The organism is Streptomyces viridifaciens, from assembly GCF_001888885.2.
Taxonomy (GTDB): domain Bacteria; phylum Actinomycetota; class Actinomycetes; order Streptomycetales; family Streptomycetaceae; genus Kitasatospora; species Kitasatospora aureofaciens.
The window spans coordinates 2,535,950-2,555,225 of the sequence record NZ_CP090841.1 but is presented as its reverse complement, the minus strand read 5'-3'; the positions used below and the strand labels follow the sequence as shown (position 1 = coordinate 2,555,225).

13 protein-coding genes are annotated in these 19,276 nt (G+C 71.4%); 12 read left to right on the top strand and 1 reads right to left on the bottom strand.

Annotated elements, in window-relative coordinates:
* Positions 1-20: 20 nt before the first annotated feature.
* The gene (locus tag BOQ63_RS18420; RefSeq protein WP_046387365.1) at positions 21-815 is read right to left on the bottom strand and encodes a class I SAM-dependent methyltransferase; all 795 of its coding nucleotides are present in this window, start codon (positions 813-815) and stop codon (positions 21-23) included.
* Between the two features lie 85 nt (positions 816-900).
* Between BOQ63_RS18420 and BOQ63_RS18415 the strand changes: the two genes are divergently transcribed.
* From BOQ63_RS18415 to BOQ63_RS18360, 12 genes are all read left to right on the top strand, one after another.
* Positions 901-1,425 carry an LOG family protein gene (locus BOQ63_RS18415; RefSeq protein ID WP_030287012.1) on the top strand — a complete coding sequence of 175 codons (525 nt, stop codon included), beginning with the start codon at positions 901-903 and terminating at the stop codon, positions 1,423-1,425.
* 13 nt (positions 1,426-1,438) lie between these two features.
* Complete coding sequence (locus BOQ63_RS18410; protein WP_030287010.1) at positions 1,439-2,137, top strand: SDR family oxidoreductase; 699 nt, start codon at positions 1,439-1,441, stop codon at positions 2,135-2,137.
* Between the two features lie 590 nt (positions 2,138-2,727).
* On the top strand, positions 2,728-4,116 hold the full coding sequence (locus tag BOQ63_RS18405) for a condensation domain-containing protein (RefSeq protein ID WP_030287008.1): 1,389 nt from the start codon (positions 2,728-2,730) through the stop codon (positions 4,114-4,116).
* 30 nt (positions 4,117-4,146) lie between these two features.
* Positions 4,147-4,962 carry a phytanoyl-CoA dioxygenase family protein gene (locus BOQ63_RS18400; RefSeq protein WP_499504368.1) on the top strand — a complete coding sequence of 272 codons (816 nt, stop codon included), beginning with the start codon at positions 4,147-4,149 and terminating at the stop codon, positions 4,960-4,962.
* Positions 4,963-5,211: 249 nt separating this feature from the next.
* The gene (locus BOQ63_RS18395; protein WP_072654639.1) at positions 5,212-5,811 is read left to right on the top strand and encodes a DUF6817 domain-containing protein; all 600 of its coding nucleotides are present in this window, start codon (positions 5,212-5,214) and stop codon (positions 5,809-5,811) included.
* Complete coding sequence (locus BOQ63_RS18390) at positions 5,811-8,918, top strand: non-ribosomal peptide synthetase (protein WP_197697971.1); 3,108 nt, start codon at positions 5,811-5,813, stop codon at positions 8,916-8,918. Before BOQ63_RS18395 ends, BOQ63_RS18390 begins: the two co-directional genes overlap by 1 nt.
* The gene (locus BOQ63_RS18385; protein ID WP_078867471.1) at positions 8,918-9,928 is read left to right on the top strand and encodes a TauD/TfdA family dioxygenase; all 1,011 of its coding nucleotides are present in this window, start codon (positions 8,918-8,920) and stop codon (positions 9,926-9,928) included. Before BOQ63_RS18390 ends, BOQ63_RS18385 begins: the two co-directional genes overlap by 1 nt.
* Positions 9,925-11,211 (top strand): phenylacetate--CoA ligase family protein, encoded by a 1,287-nt coding sequence (locus BOQ63_RS18380; protein WP_030286997.1) that lies wholly within the window; start codon positions 9,925-9,927, stop codon positions 11,209-11,211. The genes BOQ63_RS18385 and BOQ63_RS18380 overlap by 4 nt, the downstream gene beginning before the upstream one ends.
* Positions 11,208-12,443: an aminotransferase class V-fold PLP-dependent enzyme gene (locus BOQ63_RS18375; protein WP_030286995.1), complete on the top strand. Its 1,236-nt coding sequence runs from the start codon at positions 11,208-11,210 to the stop codon at positions 12,441-12,443. Before BOQ63_RS18380 ends, BOQ63_RS18375 begins: the two co-directional genes overlap by 4 nt.
* Positions 12,440-12,685 carry an MbtH family protein gene (locus tag BOQ63_RS18370; protein WP_046386617.1) on the top strand — a complete coding sequence of 82 codons (246 nt, stop codon included), beginning with the start codon at positions 12,440-12,442 and terminating at the stop codon, positions 12,683-12,685. Before BOQ63_RS18375 ends, BOQ63_RS18370 begins: the two co-directional genes overlap by 4 nt.
* Positions 12,682-17,730, top strand: a complete 5,049-nt coding sequence (locus BOQ63_RS18365) for a non-ribosomal peptide synthetase (RefSeq protein ID WP_072654637.1) — start codon at positions 12,682-12,684, stop codon at positions 17,728-17,730. The genes BOQ63_RS18370 and BOQ63_RS18365 overlap by 4 nt, the downstream gene beginning before the upstream one ends.
* A 58-nt stretch (positions 17,731-17,788) precedes the next feature.
* On the top strand, positions 17,789-19,126 hold the full coding sequence (locus BOQ63_RS18360; protein WP_078867470.1) for an MFS transporter: 1,338 nt from the start codon (positions 17,789-17,791) through the stop codon (positions 19,124-19,126).
* Positions 19,127-19,276 lie beyond the last annotated feature (150 nt).

Genomic DNA, 19,276 nt, shown 5'->3' with positions numbered 1-19,276 from the left:
CCGCCGGGCGAACACATCCCTCACTGCACCCGGCGGTACCACCGCCGGTGCACCAGCGGCTCCACGCACAGCACGGCGCCGCCCGCGACCGCGCCGACCAGCAGGCCGGACGCGCCGCCGCCGTTGAGCACCGCGCCGAGACAGCCGGCGGCGACCGCGAGGGGGCGCAGCAGGGTCAGCGGGCCGAGGCCGATGACCATCGCGAGTGTGCCGGCGCGGAACGGCAGGGTGAAGTAGGCGGCGAGGGAGAGGAGTACGGCGGCGGCGTAGGGGATGAGCGGGAGCAGGAATCCGTTGCCACCGGCGGCCAGGGTGGCGTAGGTCCGGGCGTGGTCGGGGGCCGTCAGCAGGAGCATGACGGCGGTCAGCGCGGAGGCGAGCAGCAGCAGGGCTCCGACGGCCGTCCCGCGCAGGGCGGCCCGGACGGCAGGCCGGTGCTTGCCGGTGGCGGCCAGCCAGCGGACCAGGTAGCCGAGGCCGCATCCGATGTCGACCAGGCGGTACGGCCCGGGCTGTCCGGTGGCCGTCCGGATCGCGGTGAAGAGCGGGCCGAGTACGTGGACCAGGCGTTCGCCGATGCGGAGTTCCTCGCTCAGCTGCTGGAGTTCGGTGTGCACGCTGATCAGCAGGCCGTCCACGGCGTCGGGGTCGAGTACGCCGTCCCCGTCGACGGGCAGTCCGCCGACGATCCGGGCCGCGCGTTCGTCCCCGCTCGCGCGCAGTTGCCGGACGACATCGGCGCGCCGGACCGGGAGCCGCCGGCCGTTGCGCGGCTCCACGGCCGTGATCAGGTCGGATATCTCGAGGTGACGCACGCGGTGCACTTTAGGGGACGGCTACGGGGGCGGGGCGTAATGCCGGTGAGCGGGGGCGGCCGGGCGTGATAGACCAGACGGCACTATGAATATCTGCGTCTTCTGCTCCGCGTACTCGCTCGACGACCGTTACTCCGCCCCCGCCGCCGAGTTCGCCCGGCTCCTCGGCGAGGGTGGCCACACCCTGGTGTGGGGAGGCTCGAACGCCGGACTGATGGGTCTGCTCGCCGACGAGGTGAAGGCGGCGGGCGGGCGGCTCGTCGGGGTGATGGTCGAGATGCTGAAGCACAAGGGGTACGTCGGCGCCGACGAGCTGGTGGTGACCCGCGACCTCGCCGAGCGGAAGGCGGAGCTGGCGGCCCGCGCGGACGCCATCGTCGTCCTGGTCGGCGGGATGGGCACCATGGACGAGGTCACCGAGGTGGTGGAGCTCAAGAAGCACGGGATGTTCGACAAGCCGGTCGTCGTCCTGGACACCGAGGGCTTCTACTCGGGGCTGCGCACCCAGCTGGAGCGGATGGACGCCGAGGGCTTCCTGCCGCGCCCGCTCACCGAGCTGATCACCTTCGCCGACACGCCCGCCGAGGTGTTCGCGCAGCTCAAGGCCTGAGAGGATCGGATCCATGGCTGCACATCTGATCACCGGCGCCGGTTCCGGCATCGGCGCCGCCCTGACCGAGAAGCTCGCCGAGCGCGGGGACGAGCTCTGGCTGCTCGCCCGTGACGCCCGCCGGGCCGCCGAACTGCGCGACCGCTTCCCGGGCGCCAACACCCTGGTCGGGGACCTCGGCGACCCGGGCAAGCTGTCCTGGGCGTTCGGGCACCAGGCGCTGCCCGTCACCCTCGACTCGCTGCTGCACGTCGCGGGCACGGTCGAGCTGGGGCCGGTCGGCGACCTGCCGGTGAAGGCCTGGCAGGAGACGCTGAACGTCAACCTGCTCGCGCCCGCCGAACTGACCCGTCTGCTGCTGCCCTCGCTGCGGCAGTCCAAGGGCCACGTGGTGTTCGTCAACTCCGGCGCCGGCCTCACCGCCCACGCCGAGTGGTCGGCGTACGCGGCCAGCAAGCACGGTCTGAAGGCGCTCGCCGACGCGCTGCGCCAGGAGGAGCACGCGAACGGCGTGCGGGTCACCTCGGTCTACCCGGGCCGCACCGCCACCGCCATGCAGGCCAAGGTGCACCAGCAGGAGGGCAAGGAGTACGACGCCAGCCGCTGGATCGAGCCGGCGTCCGTGGCCAAGGCGATCATCGCCGCCCTGGACGCCTCCCGGGACGCCGAGATCACGGAGATCACCGTCCGCCCGGGGCCCGGCGCGCGGTGAGGGGCAGAACCGACCCCTCGACTCCGTCCACCCGGTGATCTCCATCGACCGCGTGCACATGAAGGTCCGCGAAGACCGGGTCCAAAACCCGTTCTCGTGGGGGTGGGCCCGGTAGCGGGCCCACCCCGGCCGCCTCGCCCTGATCGGCTGCATCATCTCGGGACACCACCGCTCATCCCGCTCGCCCCGCTCAACCCCCTCCTCCGTTACGGGAGTATTTCGGGCGAAGCGCCAAGTCGATCACGAGAGCAGCGGCCGCCGAGGGACCGTGACCGACGTTCCCATGCATCTCTGAATAAGCATCAATTATGGTCACTAAAGGCAAAGTTCAGAGTTTGAAATTCGACAGGGCGGGGAACGCGAGCTTAGCTCCCGGTTGTGACGGATGGTGGTCAAAGGGGCTTGCGCGGTGCCCTGGGACGGGCGAAGATGGTCAGGTCCCCGACAGGGCGACGGAGGGGCACCGTCGCGATGCGATTCCGCGTCGTCCCCTTTCCCGCTTTTCGGGCCGACCGGATCAGTGAGGGCCCTCGTTTCCCTTCAGAACCAGCGATCCCTCTTCGTTTGGCAAGCCCGTTGGGAGTAGTCGCGTGATCCAGGCATCGCTGACCCAGCAGCGATTGTGGTTCCTAAATCAGTTGGAAGAATCCAATGGCACCTGGAACGTCCCCGTCGCGGTGCGGCTGCGCGGTCCCGTGGACCACGATGCGCTGACAACGGCCTTACGGAGAACGGTCATCCGGCAGAGCACGCTGCGGACGGTGTTCGTCGACGTGGGTGGCGTTCCCTGGCAGCGGATCCTGGAGCCGAGCGAGGTGCACGTCCCGCTGGAGATTCTCACGGCGCCGGCCACCCGTTCCGAGTTGGCCGAGCGGCTGACCGCCGAGTCCCTTCGCGGTTTCCATCTGGCCGAGGAAATCCCCTTACGCGCAAGGCTCTTCATTCTCGGGCCACAGGATCACGTCCTGCTCCTGGTAATGCACCACATCGCGATGGACGGATGGTCCCTGGGGCCGCTCTTCCGCGACATGTCGGCCGCTTATCGCGCCGCGATCGAGGGGCGGGAGCCCTTGTGGGAACCCCTCCCGGTCGAGTACACCGACTACGCGGAATGGCAGCGCGAACTGCTCGGGCAGGCGTCGGACCCGAATAGTCTCATCAGCCGCCAACTCCTGTACTGGAAAGGGTCGCTCGCCGGAATACCGGACGAGATCCCCCTGCCTTTCGACCGCCGGCGTCCGGCGGTCCCCTCGCGCCACGGCGCCGTCGTCCCTCTGCACCTGGACGCGGAGCTGCACGAGTCGTTGGCCGCGATGGCCAAGCGGGCCGGTGCCAGCCCCTTCATGGTGTTCCACGCCGCCCTGGCGGCGACGCTGACCCGCCTCGGCGCCGGACACGACATTCCCATCGCGGTCCCCACCGCCGGCCGCGTCGACGAGGCCCTGGACGACCTGGTCGGATTCTTCATCAACACGCTCGTGGTGAGAGCGGACACCTCCGGCGACCCGACCTTCGAGGAGTTGCTGACCCGGGTCCGGGACGCCGCCCTGGGGGCCTTCAGCCATCAGGACGTGCCGTTCGACCGGCTGGTCGAGGAGCTGAACCCGCGTCGCTCACTGTCCCGGCAGGCCTTCTTCCAGGTCGTGCTCGACGTGACCGAGAAGGGTGACTCCACCCTCCGCCTGCCGGGTGTGGAATGCCTGGACCAACCCGTCGAATTCCCCGTCGTGCGCTTCGACATGTGGCTCGGTCTGACCGAGCTGAAGGGTCCGGACGGGGAGTGCCGAGGAGTCGTCGGAGAACTGCTGTACAGCACCGACCTCTTCGATCGCGCCACCATGCAGAACCTCGTGGAGAAGTTCCTCGCGCTGTTGCGGGCCGCCGCGGCCGAGCCGGAGCTCCGGCTGACGTCGATGAACTCCCCGCGAAAGCTCAGAGCCGTTCAGAGGAAACCGGTCAAACTCCAGCCGACAACGTAGTCCACCACCGATCCCCGGGGGAAAACCATCGTGATCGACGTGACAAGGGTTCCGGAAGCCGCGACGCCAGAGACCGCCAAGAGCGTCTACGAGCGGGAGGGCTGGCTACTGGCGCCGCACACCCTGGACGCGGAACTCGTCGCGGGCATCACCGCCCGCATCGAGGAACTGAGCGCGCAGGAGCGGCCCGAGGCGGTGTACGAGAAGGGCACCCGCACCTTACGGGCCATCCACGGCTGTCATCTGTTCGACGACCTCTGCCGGCGGCTCGTGCGGCTGCCCGCGCTGCTCGGACTCGCCGAGGAACTGCTCGGTGAGCCGGTGTACGTGTACCAGTTCAAGGTCAACATGAAGCAGCCGAGGGAGGGCGTCGCCTGGCCCTGGCACCAGGACTACTCCTTCTGGCACCACGAGGACGGAATGGTCGCCGACAAGGCGGTCAACATCGCGATCCACCTCGACGAGGTGCACGCGAAGAACGGTCCGCTGCAGATCGTGCCGCGCACCCATCACCTGGGCCTGCTCGACAAGGAGCCGAGCGGGGGCGGGGGCGACTGGCGCAACCACGTCTCGGCGGACCTGGAGTACACGGTTCCCGACCAGGTCGCCGACGACCTCGTGGGCGAGTACGGCCTCATGTACGCCACCGGCCCGAAGGGGGCGATCTACGCCTTCCATCCGACGCTGGTCCACTCGTCCACCGACAACCTCTCGGACGACCGCCGGGCCCTGCTCCTGGTGACGTACAACGCCGTCAGCAACGCCCCCGAGCGGCTGAGCCGGCCCGAGTTCCTCGTGAGCAGGGACACCACCCCACTGACCCCGGTGGCGGCGAACACCCTCTGACCGGCGATGGGCGCGGTAGCGTCCGACCGCCGTCGCGCGTGCTCCCTTCCGGCGGCGCGCCCGTCCCCCGCGCACTTCCCGCGTTCCGACACACCGTCAACGCCGCGCGTTCCCGCGTACCGATTCCGATCGGCCCGGATTCCCGACTTCGGTGAGCAGCCTCACGGTGCTGCTTCCGCCGTGCCCGGAGCCGGGTCGGAATCCGCGCGCCCTGCGGCGAACCAAGCCAGAGGAAGGAGTGAAAGTCACATGCTTGACGCCGAGGTGTACCGCGACGATCTGGTCCGGTTGGGCCTGCACAAGATCGCGCACCAGGACGAGAGCCTGATCGATCACATGTTCCGAGTCTGCTCCATCCTGCAGGACATGAAGGCGAAGGAGCAGGTCTGCGTCGCCGGGCTGTTCCATGGCGTCTACGGCACGGAGGGACTGCACAACGACGACGTCGAGTCCATTCCGGACCACAGGCGCGCCGAGGTCCGGAGGGTCATCGGCCCCGAGATCGAGCAGATGATCTTCAATTTCTCCGTCATGAGCTACGCGTCGCTGGGGAAGAGCTTCCGCAACGTGATGCGCCCGAAGGGCCTCCCGGAGCTCAAGGACCGGCGCACCGGCGAGGACATCCCGCTGGAGCGGGAGCAGTTCCTGGACCTCCTGCGCATGAAGCTGGGCGATGTCCTGGCGCACCTTCCCCAGCAGGTCGGCCACACCGTCCTCGACGTGCCGACGGAGTACGCGGGTTTCTGGAAGACCGCCGCCGAATGGCTGGGCCCCGACGCGATCAGCACCTGGAACAAGACCACGAGCATCACCGGAGGGCAACTGTGGATCGACCCGGAGGAGATCTGATGAACGAGTCCTGGGAAGGTTTCCGTTTGTCGCGGCAGCAGGAGCACCTGCTCGGCCGCGTCGCCGGCGGGCCGGCGGGTCGTACGGTCTCCGGCGTGCGGCTGTCCGGGCCGGTCGACCGGGAGGTGCTCGAGCGGGCCGCCCACGACGTGGCGTCCGTGCACGAGAGCCTGCGCACCGCCTACCGCAAGGTCCTCGGCGAGAACAGCACCGTGCTGATGGTGATCGAGGACGAGCCGCGGATCCGGGTGACGGAGCACACGGGGGACGGCGCGACCCTGGCGGCCGTCGCCGACGAGCTCCGCGACGCGGACCCCGAGGACCGCGTCGTACGGCTCGCGCTGTTCGGCCACGCCGACGGGAGCCGGTCGCTCCTCCTGTCCGCGCCGCGGCTGAGCATGGACGGCCGCTCCGTCGAGGTCTTCCTCCGTGACCTGCAACAGGCCTATGCCGCACGGCAGGACGGTGCGCGGTGGGACCGCGACATCGAGGTCCAGTACGCCGACTACGCGCAGTGGCAGTTCGAGGAGGCGATGCCAACGCGGGAGGACAAGGAGGCCGCCGCCGACCGCCAGACGCGCCTGGCGGACCTGCCGCCCCGGCACCTCCCGCTCGAAGTCCGCTCCGCGGAGACCGCTCACGAGGCCCTGGACTGGACGGTTCCGGCGTCCCTGGCACGTGAGTTGCGTGCCCTCGGCGGCGCGTACGACAGCGGCCTTCGGGGCGTCATGCTGACCGGCTGGCTCGCCGCGCTCTGGCACGCCACCGGCCGACCGGCGAGCCTCGCCGTCGACGCGACGCTCTCCCGGCGCGCCATGGGCGAACTGGAATCCGCGATCGGGCTCTTCGAGCTGCCGATGCCGGTCTTCGCGGACATCTCCGACGGGACGACGCTGGCGGACCTGCTGCGCGCCGTGGACCAGCAGCTCTCGGCCCTGGAGCGGGCCGACGAGGGCTCCGTGCTGCCGCCCAGGCACCACGGTGCCGCCCTGCCGGGGTTCGGCTTCAGCGACGTCGCGGACTTCACGGCGGTCGGTGCCCCCGCCTTCTCCGGCCTGTGGATCGAGCCGTCGGACGACGGCCGCAAGATCGGCCTCCAGGTGCGCGGCGCGGGCGAGGAGATCCGGGTGACGCTGCGCCACCAGGCCAATGGCATGGCCGAGGGCGGCGCAGAAGCGGTCCTGGCCTGTCTGCGGGCCACCCTGACGGCGCTGGGCGGCGACCGCTCGGCCGCCGTACCGGAGCTCGCCCTGCTCGACGAGGACGAGGCCCGGGCACTCGTCTCGGCCACGCAGCCCGCGCGTGCGTCGAGCGCCGCGCCGATGCACTGGCACCGGCAGGTCGAGGGGACCGCCGAGCGCACCCCGGACGCCGTGGCGCTCAGCACGGACGTCCGCGACTGGAGCTACCGGGAACTGGACCGGGCCGCCAACCGCCTGGCCCATGAGCTCACCGCCCGCGGCGTGCGCGCCGGGAGCCTGGTCGGACTGTGTCTGGAGCGCTCCGACCTGGCCGTCGTGACCATGCTGGCCATCGCCAAGGCCGGGGCCGGCTACGTGCCGGTCGACCCGCAGCTGCCCGCGCGGCGCCGTTCCGCCATCGCGACCGCCGTGGGCTTGCGGCACGTCGTGGCGACCACCGAGAAGGTGCCGGACATGCCGGTGGACTGCGAGGTCGTCGTGGTCGACCCGGACCTGTCGGTCTGCGCCGGTCGCGACAGCGAGCGTCCGGACGTGGAGACGCGCGACGACTCCCCGGCGTACGTGCTGTTCACTTCGGGCTCCACCGGCACCCCCAAGGGCGTGCTGGTGGGCCACGGGCAGCTCGCGGCCTACCTCGACGGCGCGATGGACCGCCTGGGGCTCACCGGCGCGATCGATTCGGTGGCCCTGAGCACCCTGGGCACGGACCTGGGCAACACGGCGCTGTTCCCGCCGCTCATGACCGGCGGCCGGCTCCGGATCGTCGCCGCGGACGTCTCCTCGGACGCCCAGGCGCTTGCGGAGCTGCTGGCCGCGGAGAGCTACGACCTCGTCAAGATCACGCCCACGCACCTGGAAGCCGTCATCACGGTAGCCGAGGACCCGGCGAAGCTGCTGCCCCGCGAGGCTCTGGTCCTGGGCGGGGAGCCGCTGGGCTGGGGCACGTACACCATGCTCAAGGGATTCCTCGGCGACTGCCGGCTCTACAACCACTACGGGCCGAGCGAGACGACCGTCGGCGTGCTGTGCGGCCAGGTCACCTCGAACGAGTTCGCCGGGCTGACCTCGACCGTGCCGCTGGGCACGCCGATGCGCCACGCGCGCACCTACGTCCTGGACCCGCAGCGCAGGCCGGTGCCCGTCGGCGTTCCGGGAGAGCTCTGGATCGGTGGTTCGTCGGTGTCGCAGGGCTATCTCGCCGGGACCGCCGAGCAGCAGGAACGATTCGTCGAAGACCCGTTCGCCGAGCTGCCCGGGGCCCGGATGTACCGCTCCGGCGACAAGGTGCGCCTGCTCCCGGACCACAGCCTCGAGTTCCTCGGCCGGGTCGACCGCCAGATCAAGGTCCGCGGGTTCCGGGTGGAGCTGGGCGAGATCGAGGCGGTCATGCGTCGGCACCCGCGCGTCACGGGCAGCCTGGTGGTGGTGACCGGTGAGAGCACGGCCATGCACCTGGTCGCGTACCTGACCGACGCCGAGGGCAGCCGGGGCCAGGCGGAGTGGCTGCGCCCGTTCCTGGCCGAGAGCCTGCCGGAGTTCATGATCCCCACGCACTTCGTGGCCCTCGACGCCTTCCCGATGACCGGCACCGGGAAGATCGACTCCTCGATGCTTCCCGCGCCCTCCAGCTACAACGCGGCATCGGCCTCGGGCGTCGCGCCGCGGACTCCGACCGAGAAGAAGGTCGCCGACGTCATCGCCCAGCTGCTGCTGCTCAACGACGTCGGTGCCGACCAGGATTTCTTCGAGATCGGCGGCCACTCGCTGCTGGCCACCCAGCTGATCTTCAGGCTGCGCGACGAGTTCAAGGTGAACCTGAAGCTGCGGGCCCTCTTCGAGCGGCCCGTCGTGTCGGAGCTGGCCGAGTTCATCGACCAGCTCCTCGAGCAGAAGGCGGGGGAATGATGAGCCAGAAGACGTCGCCGCTCGCCGGCACGCGCCGCACCCGCAAGCCCGTCTCGGCCCGTGCCGAGGCCCTGGTCGCGGTGGAGCCACTGTTCGAAGGAACCCGGATGGTCTCCTGTACCCCGACGGTCGCCCTGCTCGACGCGCGGGAATGGCTGGCCGGTTCGGGCACCATGCTCCGGCGGCTGCGCGATGAGCACGGCGCCGTCCTGCTCCGGGGATTCAGCCCGCTGGACGCGGACGGGCTCGGAGAGCTCGCCACGGCGATGTCGGGGGGCCTGCTCGACTACAACAACCGTTCCACCCCGCGGACTCGGGTCAGCGGCAACGTGTTCACCTCGACCGAGTACCCGGCCGACCAGACCATCCCGCTGCACAACGAGATGTCGTACACGGACGCGTGGCCGGACACGCTGTTCTTCGCCTGCGTGGTCCCGGCCGAGGAGGGCGGCGAGACGCCGTTCGCCGACAGCGCCCGGGTGTACGACCGGGTGCCGGCCGGGATCAGGGAGCGCTTCGAGCGGCACGGGGTCATGTACGTGCGCAACTTCGGCCACGGCGTGGACCTGAGCTGGCAGGAGGCGTTCCAGTCCGAGGACCGCGACGAGGTCGACGCCTACTGCCGCGAGCACGGCATGCAGACCGAGTGGCTGGGCGGCGATCGGCTCCGCACCCGGCACGTGGTCCAGGCGACCACGGTGTCCCGGACGACCGGGCGGAAGGTCTGGTTCAACCAGGCCCACCTGTTCCACGTCAGCTCGCTTCCCGGCGGTGTCGAGAAGGTGCTGCGCGAGAGCTTCGCCGAGGACGAGTTGCCGCGCAACGCCCTGTACGGGGACGGCAGTCCGCTCGACCCGGCCGACCTGGCCGGGATCCGCGCGGCGTACGCGGCCGAGGAGATCGCGTTCCCCTGGCAGAGCGGTGACATCGTGATCATCGACAACGAGCAGTTCGCGCACGGGCGCAGGCCCTACTCCGGCACCCGGTCGACGCTGGTGGCGATGGCATGACCGACTCCCTCCTCTTCGACGCGGTCCGCGAGGAGATCGCGTACGCCTTCGAGAACACTGCGTTCTTCCGCAAGCACATGGAGGCCAACGGCCTGCGGCCGGAGGACATCCGGAGCCTGGCGGACTTCCGGCGGATCCCGCCCACCTCCAAGGGGCACTACCGCCGCGGCTTCCCGGCCGGCGTGCTCGCCAAGGGGTACACCCTCACCTCGCCGAACGTCATGCGCTTCCAGAGCTCCGGCACCTCCGGTGAGCGCCTGAACAGCGCCATCATGTCCTATGACCTGGCGCGTCGGCAGGCCACCGGGTTCGGCGTCCACCGGGGGTTCGACGGTCTGTGGCAGCCCGGAAGCCGGCCCCGGCTCTGCCGGTTCGCCCCGCCGAACTGTTCGGACGTCGAGTGCGCCACCGGGTTCTCCACCATGGAGGACCGCATCCTCGCGGACGGCACCCTGGTCCTGACGGTCGCCCACGACCTGCTGGCGACGCCGGAATGGCAGATCGTCAAGGCGCTCGACGAGATCGAGCAGTACCAGCCCGACCTGCTGGTGGTGGACCCGACGCACTTCGCCTTCCTGACCCGCTGGGCGCGCCGGCTCGGGCGGAAGATCACCTCGCCGCGCAAACTGCACATGGTGTGCGGGTACACCCTCATGACCCGCGTCGCGCGGCGCCAGATCGAGGAGTTCATGGGGCCGGAGGTGCCGATCGGCGACATGATCGGGATGTCCGAGCTCGGCTACCTGGGATTCCAGTGCCACCTCGGGCAGCGTCACATCAACGACCGTGAGTTCTACCCGGAGTTCGTCCGTGACGACCGGCCCGTCGAGAACGGCGAGATGGGCGAGCTGTACGTCACCACGATCGACGACGGGCTGATCCCGCGCATCCGCTACGCCACCGGCGACTGGTTCACGCCGACGGGTGAGGCCTGCCCGTGCGGCTCCGATCTGCCGGTGGTGCGGATCGAGGGCCGCGGCACCCACATGGTGCGGCTGCGTGACGGGCGGGTCGTCACCCCCGGTGCCGTGGACGCCGTGGTCGGCGACGCGCCCTGGCTCGACCTCTACAAGCTGGAGCAGGGCGAGGACGGCGACTGCACGTTCCGCTACCTCCCCAACGACACGGCGCGGCCCGGTGACGAGGCCGCGCTCGAAGCCCGTCTCGCCGAGACGCTGGCGCCGAACCGGGTCCGCCTGGAGTCCGTGGGCTACATCTCCTGCGAACGCAGCGGGAAGTTCCAGTCGTGTGTTTCCCACCTCTCCGCGGAAGGTGCCCGATGACCGCACGCAACGCCGTCCGGGACGACTTCCCGGTACTGCGGAGGGAGTTCGACGGTCAGTCGATCTCCTACCTCGACAACGCGGCGACGACCCTCAAGCCCCGCCCGGTCATCCGGGCCATCACCGAGTACTACGAGACCAACGGGGCCAACATCCACCGCGGGAAGCACCGGCTCTCCGAGGAGGCCTCCGACGCGTACGAGGGCGCGCGGGTGGTGATCGCCCGGCACCTCGGCGCGGCCGCGAACGAGGTCGTGCTGCTGCGCAACACCACCGAGGCGCTCAACCTGGTCGCCGGCGGCCTGGACCTGCCCCCGGACGCGCGCGTGGTCGGCTGCCTGGACGCTCACCACTCCCAGCTGCTGCCGTGGCGCAGGGTGGGGCAGCTCGAACTGACCAGGCTGGACGAGCACGGCCGACTCGACCGCGACCACTTCCGGACGCTGCTGCGCGGCCGTCCCCATGTGGTGGCGCTCACCCACTGCTCCAACGTCACGGGTGTCGTCCACCCGGTCGCGGAACTCGTCGCCGAGATCCGTGCCGCCTGCGACGCGGTCATCGTCCTCGACGCCGCGCAGTCACTGCCGCACCAGCGCATCGACGTGCAGGAGCTGGACGTCGACTTCATGGCGTTCTCGATGCACAAGATGCTGGGCCCCACCGGCGTCGGCGTGCTGTTCGGCCGCAGCGAGCGGCTGGCGCGGTTGCGCCCCGCGTCCGTCGGCGGGGGCATGGTCGACTGGGTCGACCTCGACGGCAGCGTCGACCGGCGCATCCCCTACCGGTTCGAGGCGGGCACACCGGCGATCGCCTCGATCATCGGCAGCGCGGCGGCGATCCGCTACTTGGAGGCGCAGGACACGCCGGAGCGGCACCGGCACGCGCAGGAGCTCGGTGCTGCCCTGATCGGCGGGGCCGTCGCCCGTCCCGGGGTCCGCCTGATCGGTCCTCCCGACTCCACCGACCGGATCGCGCTGGTGAGCCTGCGGCTCGACGACAGCATCCCGACCGGCGAGGTCGCCCGCCTGCTGAGCGACTCGTACGGCTACATGGTGCGCAGCGGGCACATGTGCGCGCAGCCGCTGGTCAGCGGGATGGCCGGGGGCGAGGTCCTCCGCGTGGCGGCGTACCTCTACAACGACGTCTCGGAGATCGAGGGCTTCTACCAGGCGCTGGACGAGTTGGTGAGCTGGATCGCGCCGACGGCCGCGATGGAGGGGAAACTGGCATGACCGCGAACCCTTTCGACAACGACGCGGGTGAGTTCCACGTGCTGGTCAACGAGGAGGGGCAGCACTCCCTGTGGCCGGCCTTCGCCGCGGTGCCCGCCGGTTGGCAGTCCGTCTTCGGCCCCGGCTCCCGGGGTTCCGCCCTGGAGTACGTCGAGACCTCCTGGACCGACATCCGGCCCAGGAGCGTGGGCTCGCCGGAGCGTTCCGGCACCGTGACGGCCGAGGGGGCGGCGAACCGATGAGTCCGGTACCGCGCACCCTGGCCGCCCTCTTCGAGGAGCGGGTGGCCGCCTCGCCCGGCGCACCCGCGCTGACGGCCGGTGCGACCACCCTCACCTTCGACCGCCTCAACCGGCTCGCCAACGGGCTGGCGCACGAGCTGATCCGGCGGGGCCTCGGTCCGGGCGACCTGGTCGGCCTCGCCCTCCCGCGCGACCTGCGCACCGTCGTGGCGACCATCGCCGTGGCGAAGGCCGGCGCGGCCTCCCTCCCGCTCGACCCGGCGTACCCGGCGGCCCGGCTGGCCCTGATGGTGGCCGACGCCCGGCCCGGTCTGATCGTCACCGACTCGACCGAAGGGGCCGGGCGGTACGGCGAGCACGCGGCGGTCCTGGTGCTCGGCGCGGAGCTGCCGTCCGGGTGGGCGGAGACGGATGCGGGCAACCCGACCGACGCCCACCGGCTGCGACCGCTGCACCTGGGCCACCCCGCGTGGGTCATCTACACCTCGGGGTCGACCGGCACGCCCAAGGGCGTCGTGGTCCCGCACACCGGCGTGGCCGGGCTGGCCGCCGAGTACCGGCGGAAGGTCGTCGGATTCGCCGGGGCGACCGGTCGGCCCGCCGGGACCGTGTTCAAGATCGCGCACACGACGTCCATGTCCTTCGACGCGTCCTTGCAGGCCCTGCTGCTGATGTTCGCCGGACACGAGCTGCACTTCCTGGACGAGCGCACGCGCCGGGATCCGGCCGAGGTGGTCCGGTACGTGGACGAGGCAGGGATCGACTACCTCGACGGCACGCCCACCTACTTCGAGGCGCTCGTCGAGGACGGACTGCTGGCGCGGGCCGCCCGGCGTCCGCTGCTGTGCGTCCTCGGCGGAGAGGCGCTGCCGGAGCCGCTGTGGGAGCGGCTCGCCGGGGCCCCCGGGGTGGTCGCGCACAACACGTACGGTCCCACGGAGTGCACGGTCGACACGTCGGGCGTCGAGGTGGTGTCCGGCGCGCCCGTCACGATCGGCCGGCCCAACCCCGGCTTCCGGTACTTCGTGCTCGACGGCCGGCTGCGGCCCGTGCCGGAGGGCGGAGTGGGCGAACTCTACATCGCGGGGGAGGCCCTGGCCGACGGCTACCTCCGCAGGCCCGGCCTCACCGCGTCGCGGTTCGTCGCGTGCCCGTTCACCGACGAGCCGGGCGCACGCATGTACCGCACCGGCGACCGGGTGAGCCTGACGCCGGAGGGCACACTGCTCTTCCTGGGCCGGACGGACGACCAGGTCAAGATCCGCGGACACCGCATCGAACTCGGCGAGGTGGAGGCCGTCCTACGCCGGGTCTCGGGCGTGGCGCAGGCCGTCGCGGTCGTCCGCCCGGACGGCGCGGGCGAGAAGCACCTGGTGGCCTACGCGGTGCCGGCCGCCGGCGGCGACTTCTCCGCCGAACGCGTCCTCGCCCGGATGCGGGAGCAACTGCCGGAGTACCTGGTGCCGGAGGTGATCACGGAGCTCGACGCGTTGCCCACCGGCGCGAGCGGAAAGGTCGACCGGGCCGCGTTGCCCGAGCCGCGGTTCGCGACGCCGGCCGCCCACCCCGACGTCCGGGACCCGCGACTGCGGCTGTTGTGCGACCTGTTCGCCCAGGTGCTCGGGCTGCCGGGGATCGGCCCGGACGACGACTTCTTCGCGTTCGGCGGGCACTCGCTGGCCGCGGCCCGGCTGGCCAGCCGCATCCGGTCGGCCCTGGACGCGGCGGTCGACGTGCAGGCGGTGTTCGAGGCGCCGACCGCCACCCTGCTGGCCGAGCGGCTGGCGGGCTCGGAGCCCGCGCCACCGACGCTGGCGTCCCGTGCCCGCCCGGAACGCGTCCCGCTGTCGTACGCGCAGCAACGGGTGTGGTTCCTCGACCGGCTCGAAGGCCCCTCGGCCACGTACAACACCACGGTCGGCCTGGCCCTGCGCGATGACGTCGAGCTGGACGTCCTGCGGGACTCGCTCGCCGACGTGATGCGACGGCACGAGAGCCTGCGCACCGTCTTCCCGGAGTCCGACGGCGAGCCCTACCAGCACGTCCTGGAGGGGCCCGCGGCGGTCCCGGCGCTGTCGCGGGCGACGGTTTCGGCCGACGGGCTCGACGCGGCCGTCGGAGCCGAGACGGCCCAGCCGTTCGACCTGACCTCGCAGCCTCCGCTGCGCGCGAAGGTCCTCGACGTCACCGACGGTCGGCGCCTGCTGCTGCTGACCGTGCATCACATCGCCACCGACGGCTGGTCCGACGTGCCGCTCGGCCGCGACCTGGACGCCGCGTACCTAGCCCGCTCGCAGGGCCGCGCGCCCGACTTCGCCCCGTTGCCGGTCCAGTACGCCGACTACACCCTCTGGCAGCGGCTGCTGCTCGGCGATCCGGCCGATCCGGAAAGCCGGTTCACCCGGCAGGTCCGGTACTGGCGGGACACGCTGAGCGGCCTGCCGGAGGAGCTGGCGCTGCCCTACGACCGGTCCCGCCCGGCCGTCGCCGACCACCGGGGCGGCCGGATCGCCATCCGTCTGGACGCCGGCCTGCACCGCGAGCTCGCCGCGGTCGCGCGGGCGAACGGCTGCACGGTGTTCATGGCCGTGCAGGCCGCGCTGGCCGCCCTGGTCCACCGGCTGGGCGGCGGCGACGACATCCCGTTGGGTTCCGCGATCGCCGGGCGCACCGACGAGGCCCTGGACGACCTGGTCGGATTCTTCGTGAACACCGTCGTGCTGCGCACGGACCTCAGCGACCGGCCGACCTTCCGCGACCTGCTGGACCGCGTGCGCACCCGGACCCTGGCCGCGCTCGCCCACCAGGACGTGCCGTTCGAGGCGGTGGTCGAGGCGGTCAACCCGGTGCGTTCCCCCGCCCGGCACCCGCTGTTCCAGACCATGCTCGTCTTCGAGGACGTCAACGGTGACCGCTTCGAGGCCCCCGCCCTCGCCGACCGCGTCGAGACGCTGGGCACCGACACGGCCAAGTTCGACCTGCTGTTCAACCTGGCCGAGCACTTCGACGACCAGGGCGGGCACGGCGGGGTGGCGGGCAGCGTCGAGTTCGCCACCAGCCTGTTCGACCGCTCCACCGTGAAGGCCATGGTCGAACGCCTCGAACGGCTGCTGCGGGCGGTGGTGTCGAGCCCGGACCGGCGGATCGAGACGATCGACCTGATCAGCCCCCGGGAGCGCGGGCTGCTCCGGGAGTGGAACGCGACCGCGATGCCGCTGCCGGGGACCTCCCTCGCCGCGCAGATCGAACAGCGCGTGGCCGAGGCCCCCGACAGCCTGGCCCTCGCCGACGACCGTACGCGGCTCACCTATGCCCAGATGAACGAGCGCGCCAACCGCCTGGCCAGACTCCTGGTCAGCCGGGGCGTCGGCCCGGAGGCCCGGGTCGCGGTGTCGTTGCCGCGCTCCATCGACCTGGTGCTCGCGTACGTGGCGATCCTCAAGGCGGGCGCGGTCTACGTGCCCGTCGATCCGCAGTATCCGGCCGACCGCCGCGCCTACATTGCCGGTGACGCGCGGCCCGCACTGGCGCTGACGCTGGACGACGACCTGCTGCCCGGCGTCCCCTCGGTGCGCCTGGACGAGGCGGGCTGGGCCGGGATCGTCGCGGCGTACGACGGGACGAACCTGGCTCCGGACGAGGTCCTCGGCGTCGCCGGACCCGAGAACGCCTCCTTCGTCATCTACACCTCGGGGTCGACGGGCAAGCCCAAGGGCGTCGTCGTCCAGTCCCGGGTGATGGTAAACCTGCTGGCCTGGGGGCGCACCGTGTACCCGGGCGGCGAGAACTGCCGGGTTGCGCACTTCAGTTCGCTCAGTTTCGACGCGTCGATCCACGAGTTCCTCGCCGCCTTCCTGCACGGCAAGGCGCTGCTCGTTCCCACGGAGGAGACCCGGCTCGACCCGGTGGCGCTGGCCCGCTGGCTGGACCGGGAGGGCGCCACCGAGCTCTTCGCGCCCGACCTGGTGGTGAACGCGGTCTGTGAGGCGGCCAACGACCTGGGGCTGAAGCTGGCGGACCTGCGGCACATCCGGCAGGCGGGCGAGGCGCTGCGGCTGACGGAGCAGGTGGTCCGGTTCTTCCAGGAACGGCCGCACGTCACGCTGCACAACGAGTACGGACCGTCGGAGACCCATGTCATCACCGCGGCCACACTGCCCGAGGACGTGGACGAGTGGCCGGCCACGGCCCCGATCGGCCGACCGATCGGGAACTGCCGGGTGCACATCCTCGACGACACCCTGCGACCGGTCCCGCCCGGAGTCGTCGGGGAGTTGTACCTGGCCGGCGAGAACGTGGGACGGGGCTATCTCAACCGGCCCGACCTGACCGCCGGTCGCTTCGTGGCCGACCCCTTCGGTCCACCCGGCACCCGCATGTACCGCTCGGGCGACCGGGCGCGATTCCGGGCCGACGGCGCCATCGAGTTCCTCGGCCGGGTCGACGACCAGGTGAAGATCCGCGGCGTGCGGATCGAGCTCGACGAGATCGTCAACGTGCTGCTCGGCTGTCCCGGCGTCGGGCAGGCGGCCGTCCTGGCGGACCGGATGCCTTCGGGCGAGCAGCGGCTGGTGGCGTTCGTGACGCCGTCACCGACCGGGGACGAGCGGCCGACTCCCGCCTCGCTGCGCGGATTCGCCGCGTCGAAGCTGCCGGTGTACATGGTGCCCGCGGCCTTCGTGGTGCTGGACGCGCTGCCGCTGACCGCGAACGGGAAGCTCGACCGCCGGAAGCTGGAGCTTCCGGAAGTCGGCACCGAGGGCACCCGGACTCCGCCTCGGGACGCCCGCGAGCGCGCGCTCTGCGAGGTCTTCGCGGAGGTGCTCAAGGTCCCCGTCGTGGGCATCCACGACAGCTTCTTCGACCTCGGTGGGCACTCGCTGCTCGCCGCCAGGCTGGTGAACCGCATCCAGGCGGCCACCGGCCTCGATCTGACGGTGCGCGACCTGTTCGAATCCCCGACCGTAGCCGCGATCGGAGCCCGGCCGGTGTCCACCGGGCCGGCCCGACCTGTTCTGCGCCGTCGCACGGGTGCCACGATGTGACGCAGCGCGGAGCACACCGCCAGTTCCTCGAATCCCGGCCCCAGTGAACGGAGTTCTGATGACTGAAGGCGCGAAGGCGACGGAGCGGCCGACGCCGTCGTCCGATCACCACGTCGCGGCCGGGCCTGTGGACGAGGTGGACACGGTGGACGCGGTGGACACGACCGGTGCGAGTCGGCGGAACACCGCGGTGCTGGTCGCGTTCACCACCGTCACCAACCTCGCGGACGGCGTCATGAAGATCGCCCTCCCGCTGGTGGCCACCTCACTCACCGAGTCTCCGGCGCTCATCTCGGGCGTGGCGATGTCGCTGTCGCTGCCCTGGCTGCTCAGCGCGCTGCACATCGGGGTCCTGGTGGACCGCGTCGACCGGCGCAAACTGGTGTGGCTGGCCAACGGGATCCAGGTCCTCGTGGGCGGCGCGCTGCTCGCGCTGGCCGTCACGGACCTGCTGAACCTGCCGGTCATCTACGCCTGCGGGGCGGCTCTCGGCATCGCCGAGGTGATCGCCGGGACGTCCGCCGCGGCGCTCGTCCCGGACGTCGTGGCGGTCTCCGGCCGGGAACGGGCGAACGCCCTGGTGGCGGGCGCCGAAACGGTGTGCCTGGAGTTCGTCGGCCCCTTCGTCGGCGGCCTGCTCGTCGGCGTGGGAGTGTCCTTCGCGCTCGGTGCGACCCTGGTCGGCTACGTGCTGACCGCCGCCGTGCTGGTGCTGCTGGTCTACCGGTACCGGCCCGCGACGGCGAGCGGTGGGGCGGCGGCGGCCCCGTCCGTCCGCGCGCAGATCGGTGAGGGCCTGGGCTTCCTCTTCCGGCACCGGCTGCTGCGCATGCTGGCCGCCGTGGTGACGGTGCTGGGCTCCTGCTGGGGAGCCTGGTTCGCCCTGATGCCGCTGTACGCGACCGGCGCCATGGGGCTGACGTCGGCCGACTACGGCCTGCTCGTCGGCGCCCTCGGCATCGGCGGCGTCGCCGGCTCGCTCGTCGTCGGCTGGTTCAACCGGCTGTTCGGGCGCCGCTGGGCCATGATGATCAACATCTTCCTGACCGGCGCGATGATGGCGGCCCCCGCGTTGTCCACCGACCGGTGGGCGGTCGGCTGCGCCGCCCTCCTCGGCGGCATGGGCGGAACCCTCTGGACCGTCAACGTCCGCACGGTCATGCAGACGCTCGTCCCCTCGACCATGATGGGCCGCTTCGGTGCCGTCTTCCGGCTCTTCGCCTTCGGCTCGGGGCCGGTCGGCGCCGGCGTCGCGGGCGCCCTGGCGGAGTGGTTCTCCGCCCCCACCGCCATGGCCGCCTTCGCGATCGCCTGCCTGCTCGCCTTCCTCCCGCTGGCCCGCGTCTTCACCGCCGCGGTGGAGGCGGACCTCGACAACCTGCTCAAGCAGCCGTAGGCACGGTACCGGCCGCGAACCACGACGGGTGCACTCGGCGGAGGACGGTCCCGCCGGGTGCACCCGTGCGGTGTGCCCGGTGCGCCTCGCATCGAACGCGCCGTCCCACCGGATCAGGAATCATGGGGACCGCAACAGCGACCACCGACA

Excerpts from the sequence above, each read along its gene's own strand:
- BOQ63_RS18410 (WP_030287010.1), top strand. The coding sequence starts at position 1,439 with ATGGCTGCACATCTGATCACCGGCGCCGGTTCCGGCATCGGCGCCGCC.
- BOQ63_RS18385 (WP_078867471.1), top strand. The coding sequence starts at position 8,918 with ATGAGCCAGAAGACGTCGCCGCTCGCCGGCACGCGCCGCACCCGCAAG.
- BOQ63_RS18380 (WP_030286997.1), top strand. The coding sequence starts at position 9,925 with ATGACCGACTCCCTCCTCTTCGACGCGGTCCGCGAGGAGATCGCGTAC.
- BOQ63_RS18375 (WP_030286995.1), top strand. The coding sequence starts at position 11,208 with ATGACCGCACGCAACGCCGTCCGGGACGACTTCCCGGTACTGCGGAGG.
- BOQ63_RS18415 (WP_030287012.1), top strand. The coding sequence starts at position 901 with ATGAATATCTGCGTCTTCTGCTCCGCGTACTCGCTCGACGACCGTTAC.
- BOQ63_RS18395 (WP_072654639.1), top strand. The coding sequence starts at position 5,212 with ATGCTTGACGCCGAGGTGTACCGCGACGATCTGGTCCGGTTGGGCCTG.
- BOQ63_RS18370 (WP_046386617.1), top strand. The coding sequence starts at position 12,440 with ATGACCGCGAACCCTTTCGACAACGACGCGGGTGAGTTCCACGTGCTG.
- BOQ63_RS18365 (WP_072654637.1), top strand. The coding sequence starts at position 12,682 with ATGAGTCCGGTACCGCGCACCCTGGCCGCCCTCTTCGAGGAGCGGGTG.
- BOQ63_RS18390 (WP_197697971.1), top strand. The coding sequence starts at position 5,811 with ATGAACGAGTCCTGGGAAGGTTTCCGTTTGTCGCGGCAGCAGGAGCAC.
- BOQ63_RS18360 (WP_078867470.1), top strand. The coding sequence starts at position 17,789 with ATGACTGAAGGCGCGAAGGCGACGGAGCGGCCGACGCCGTCGTCCGAT.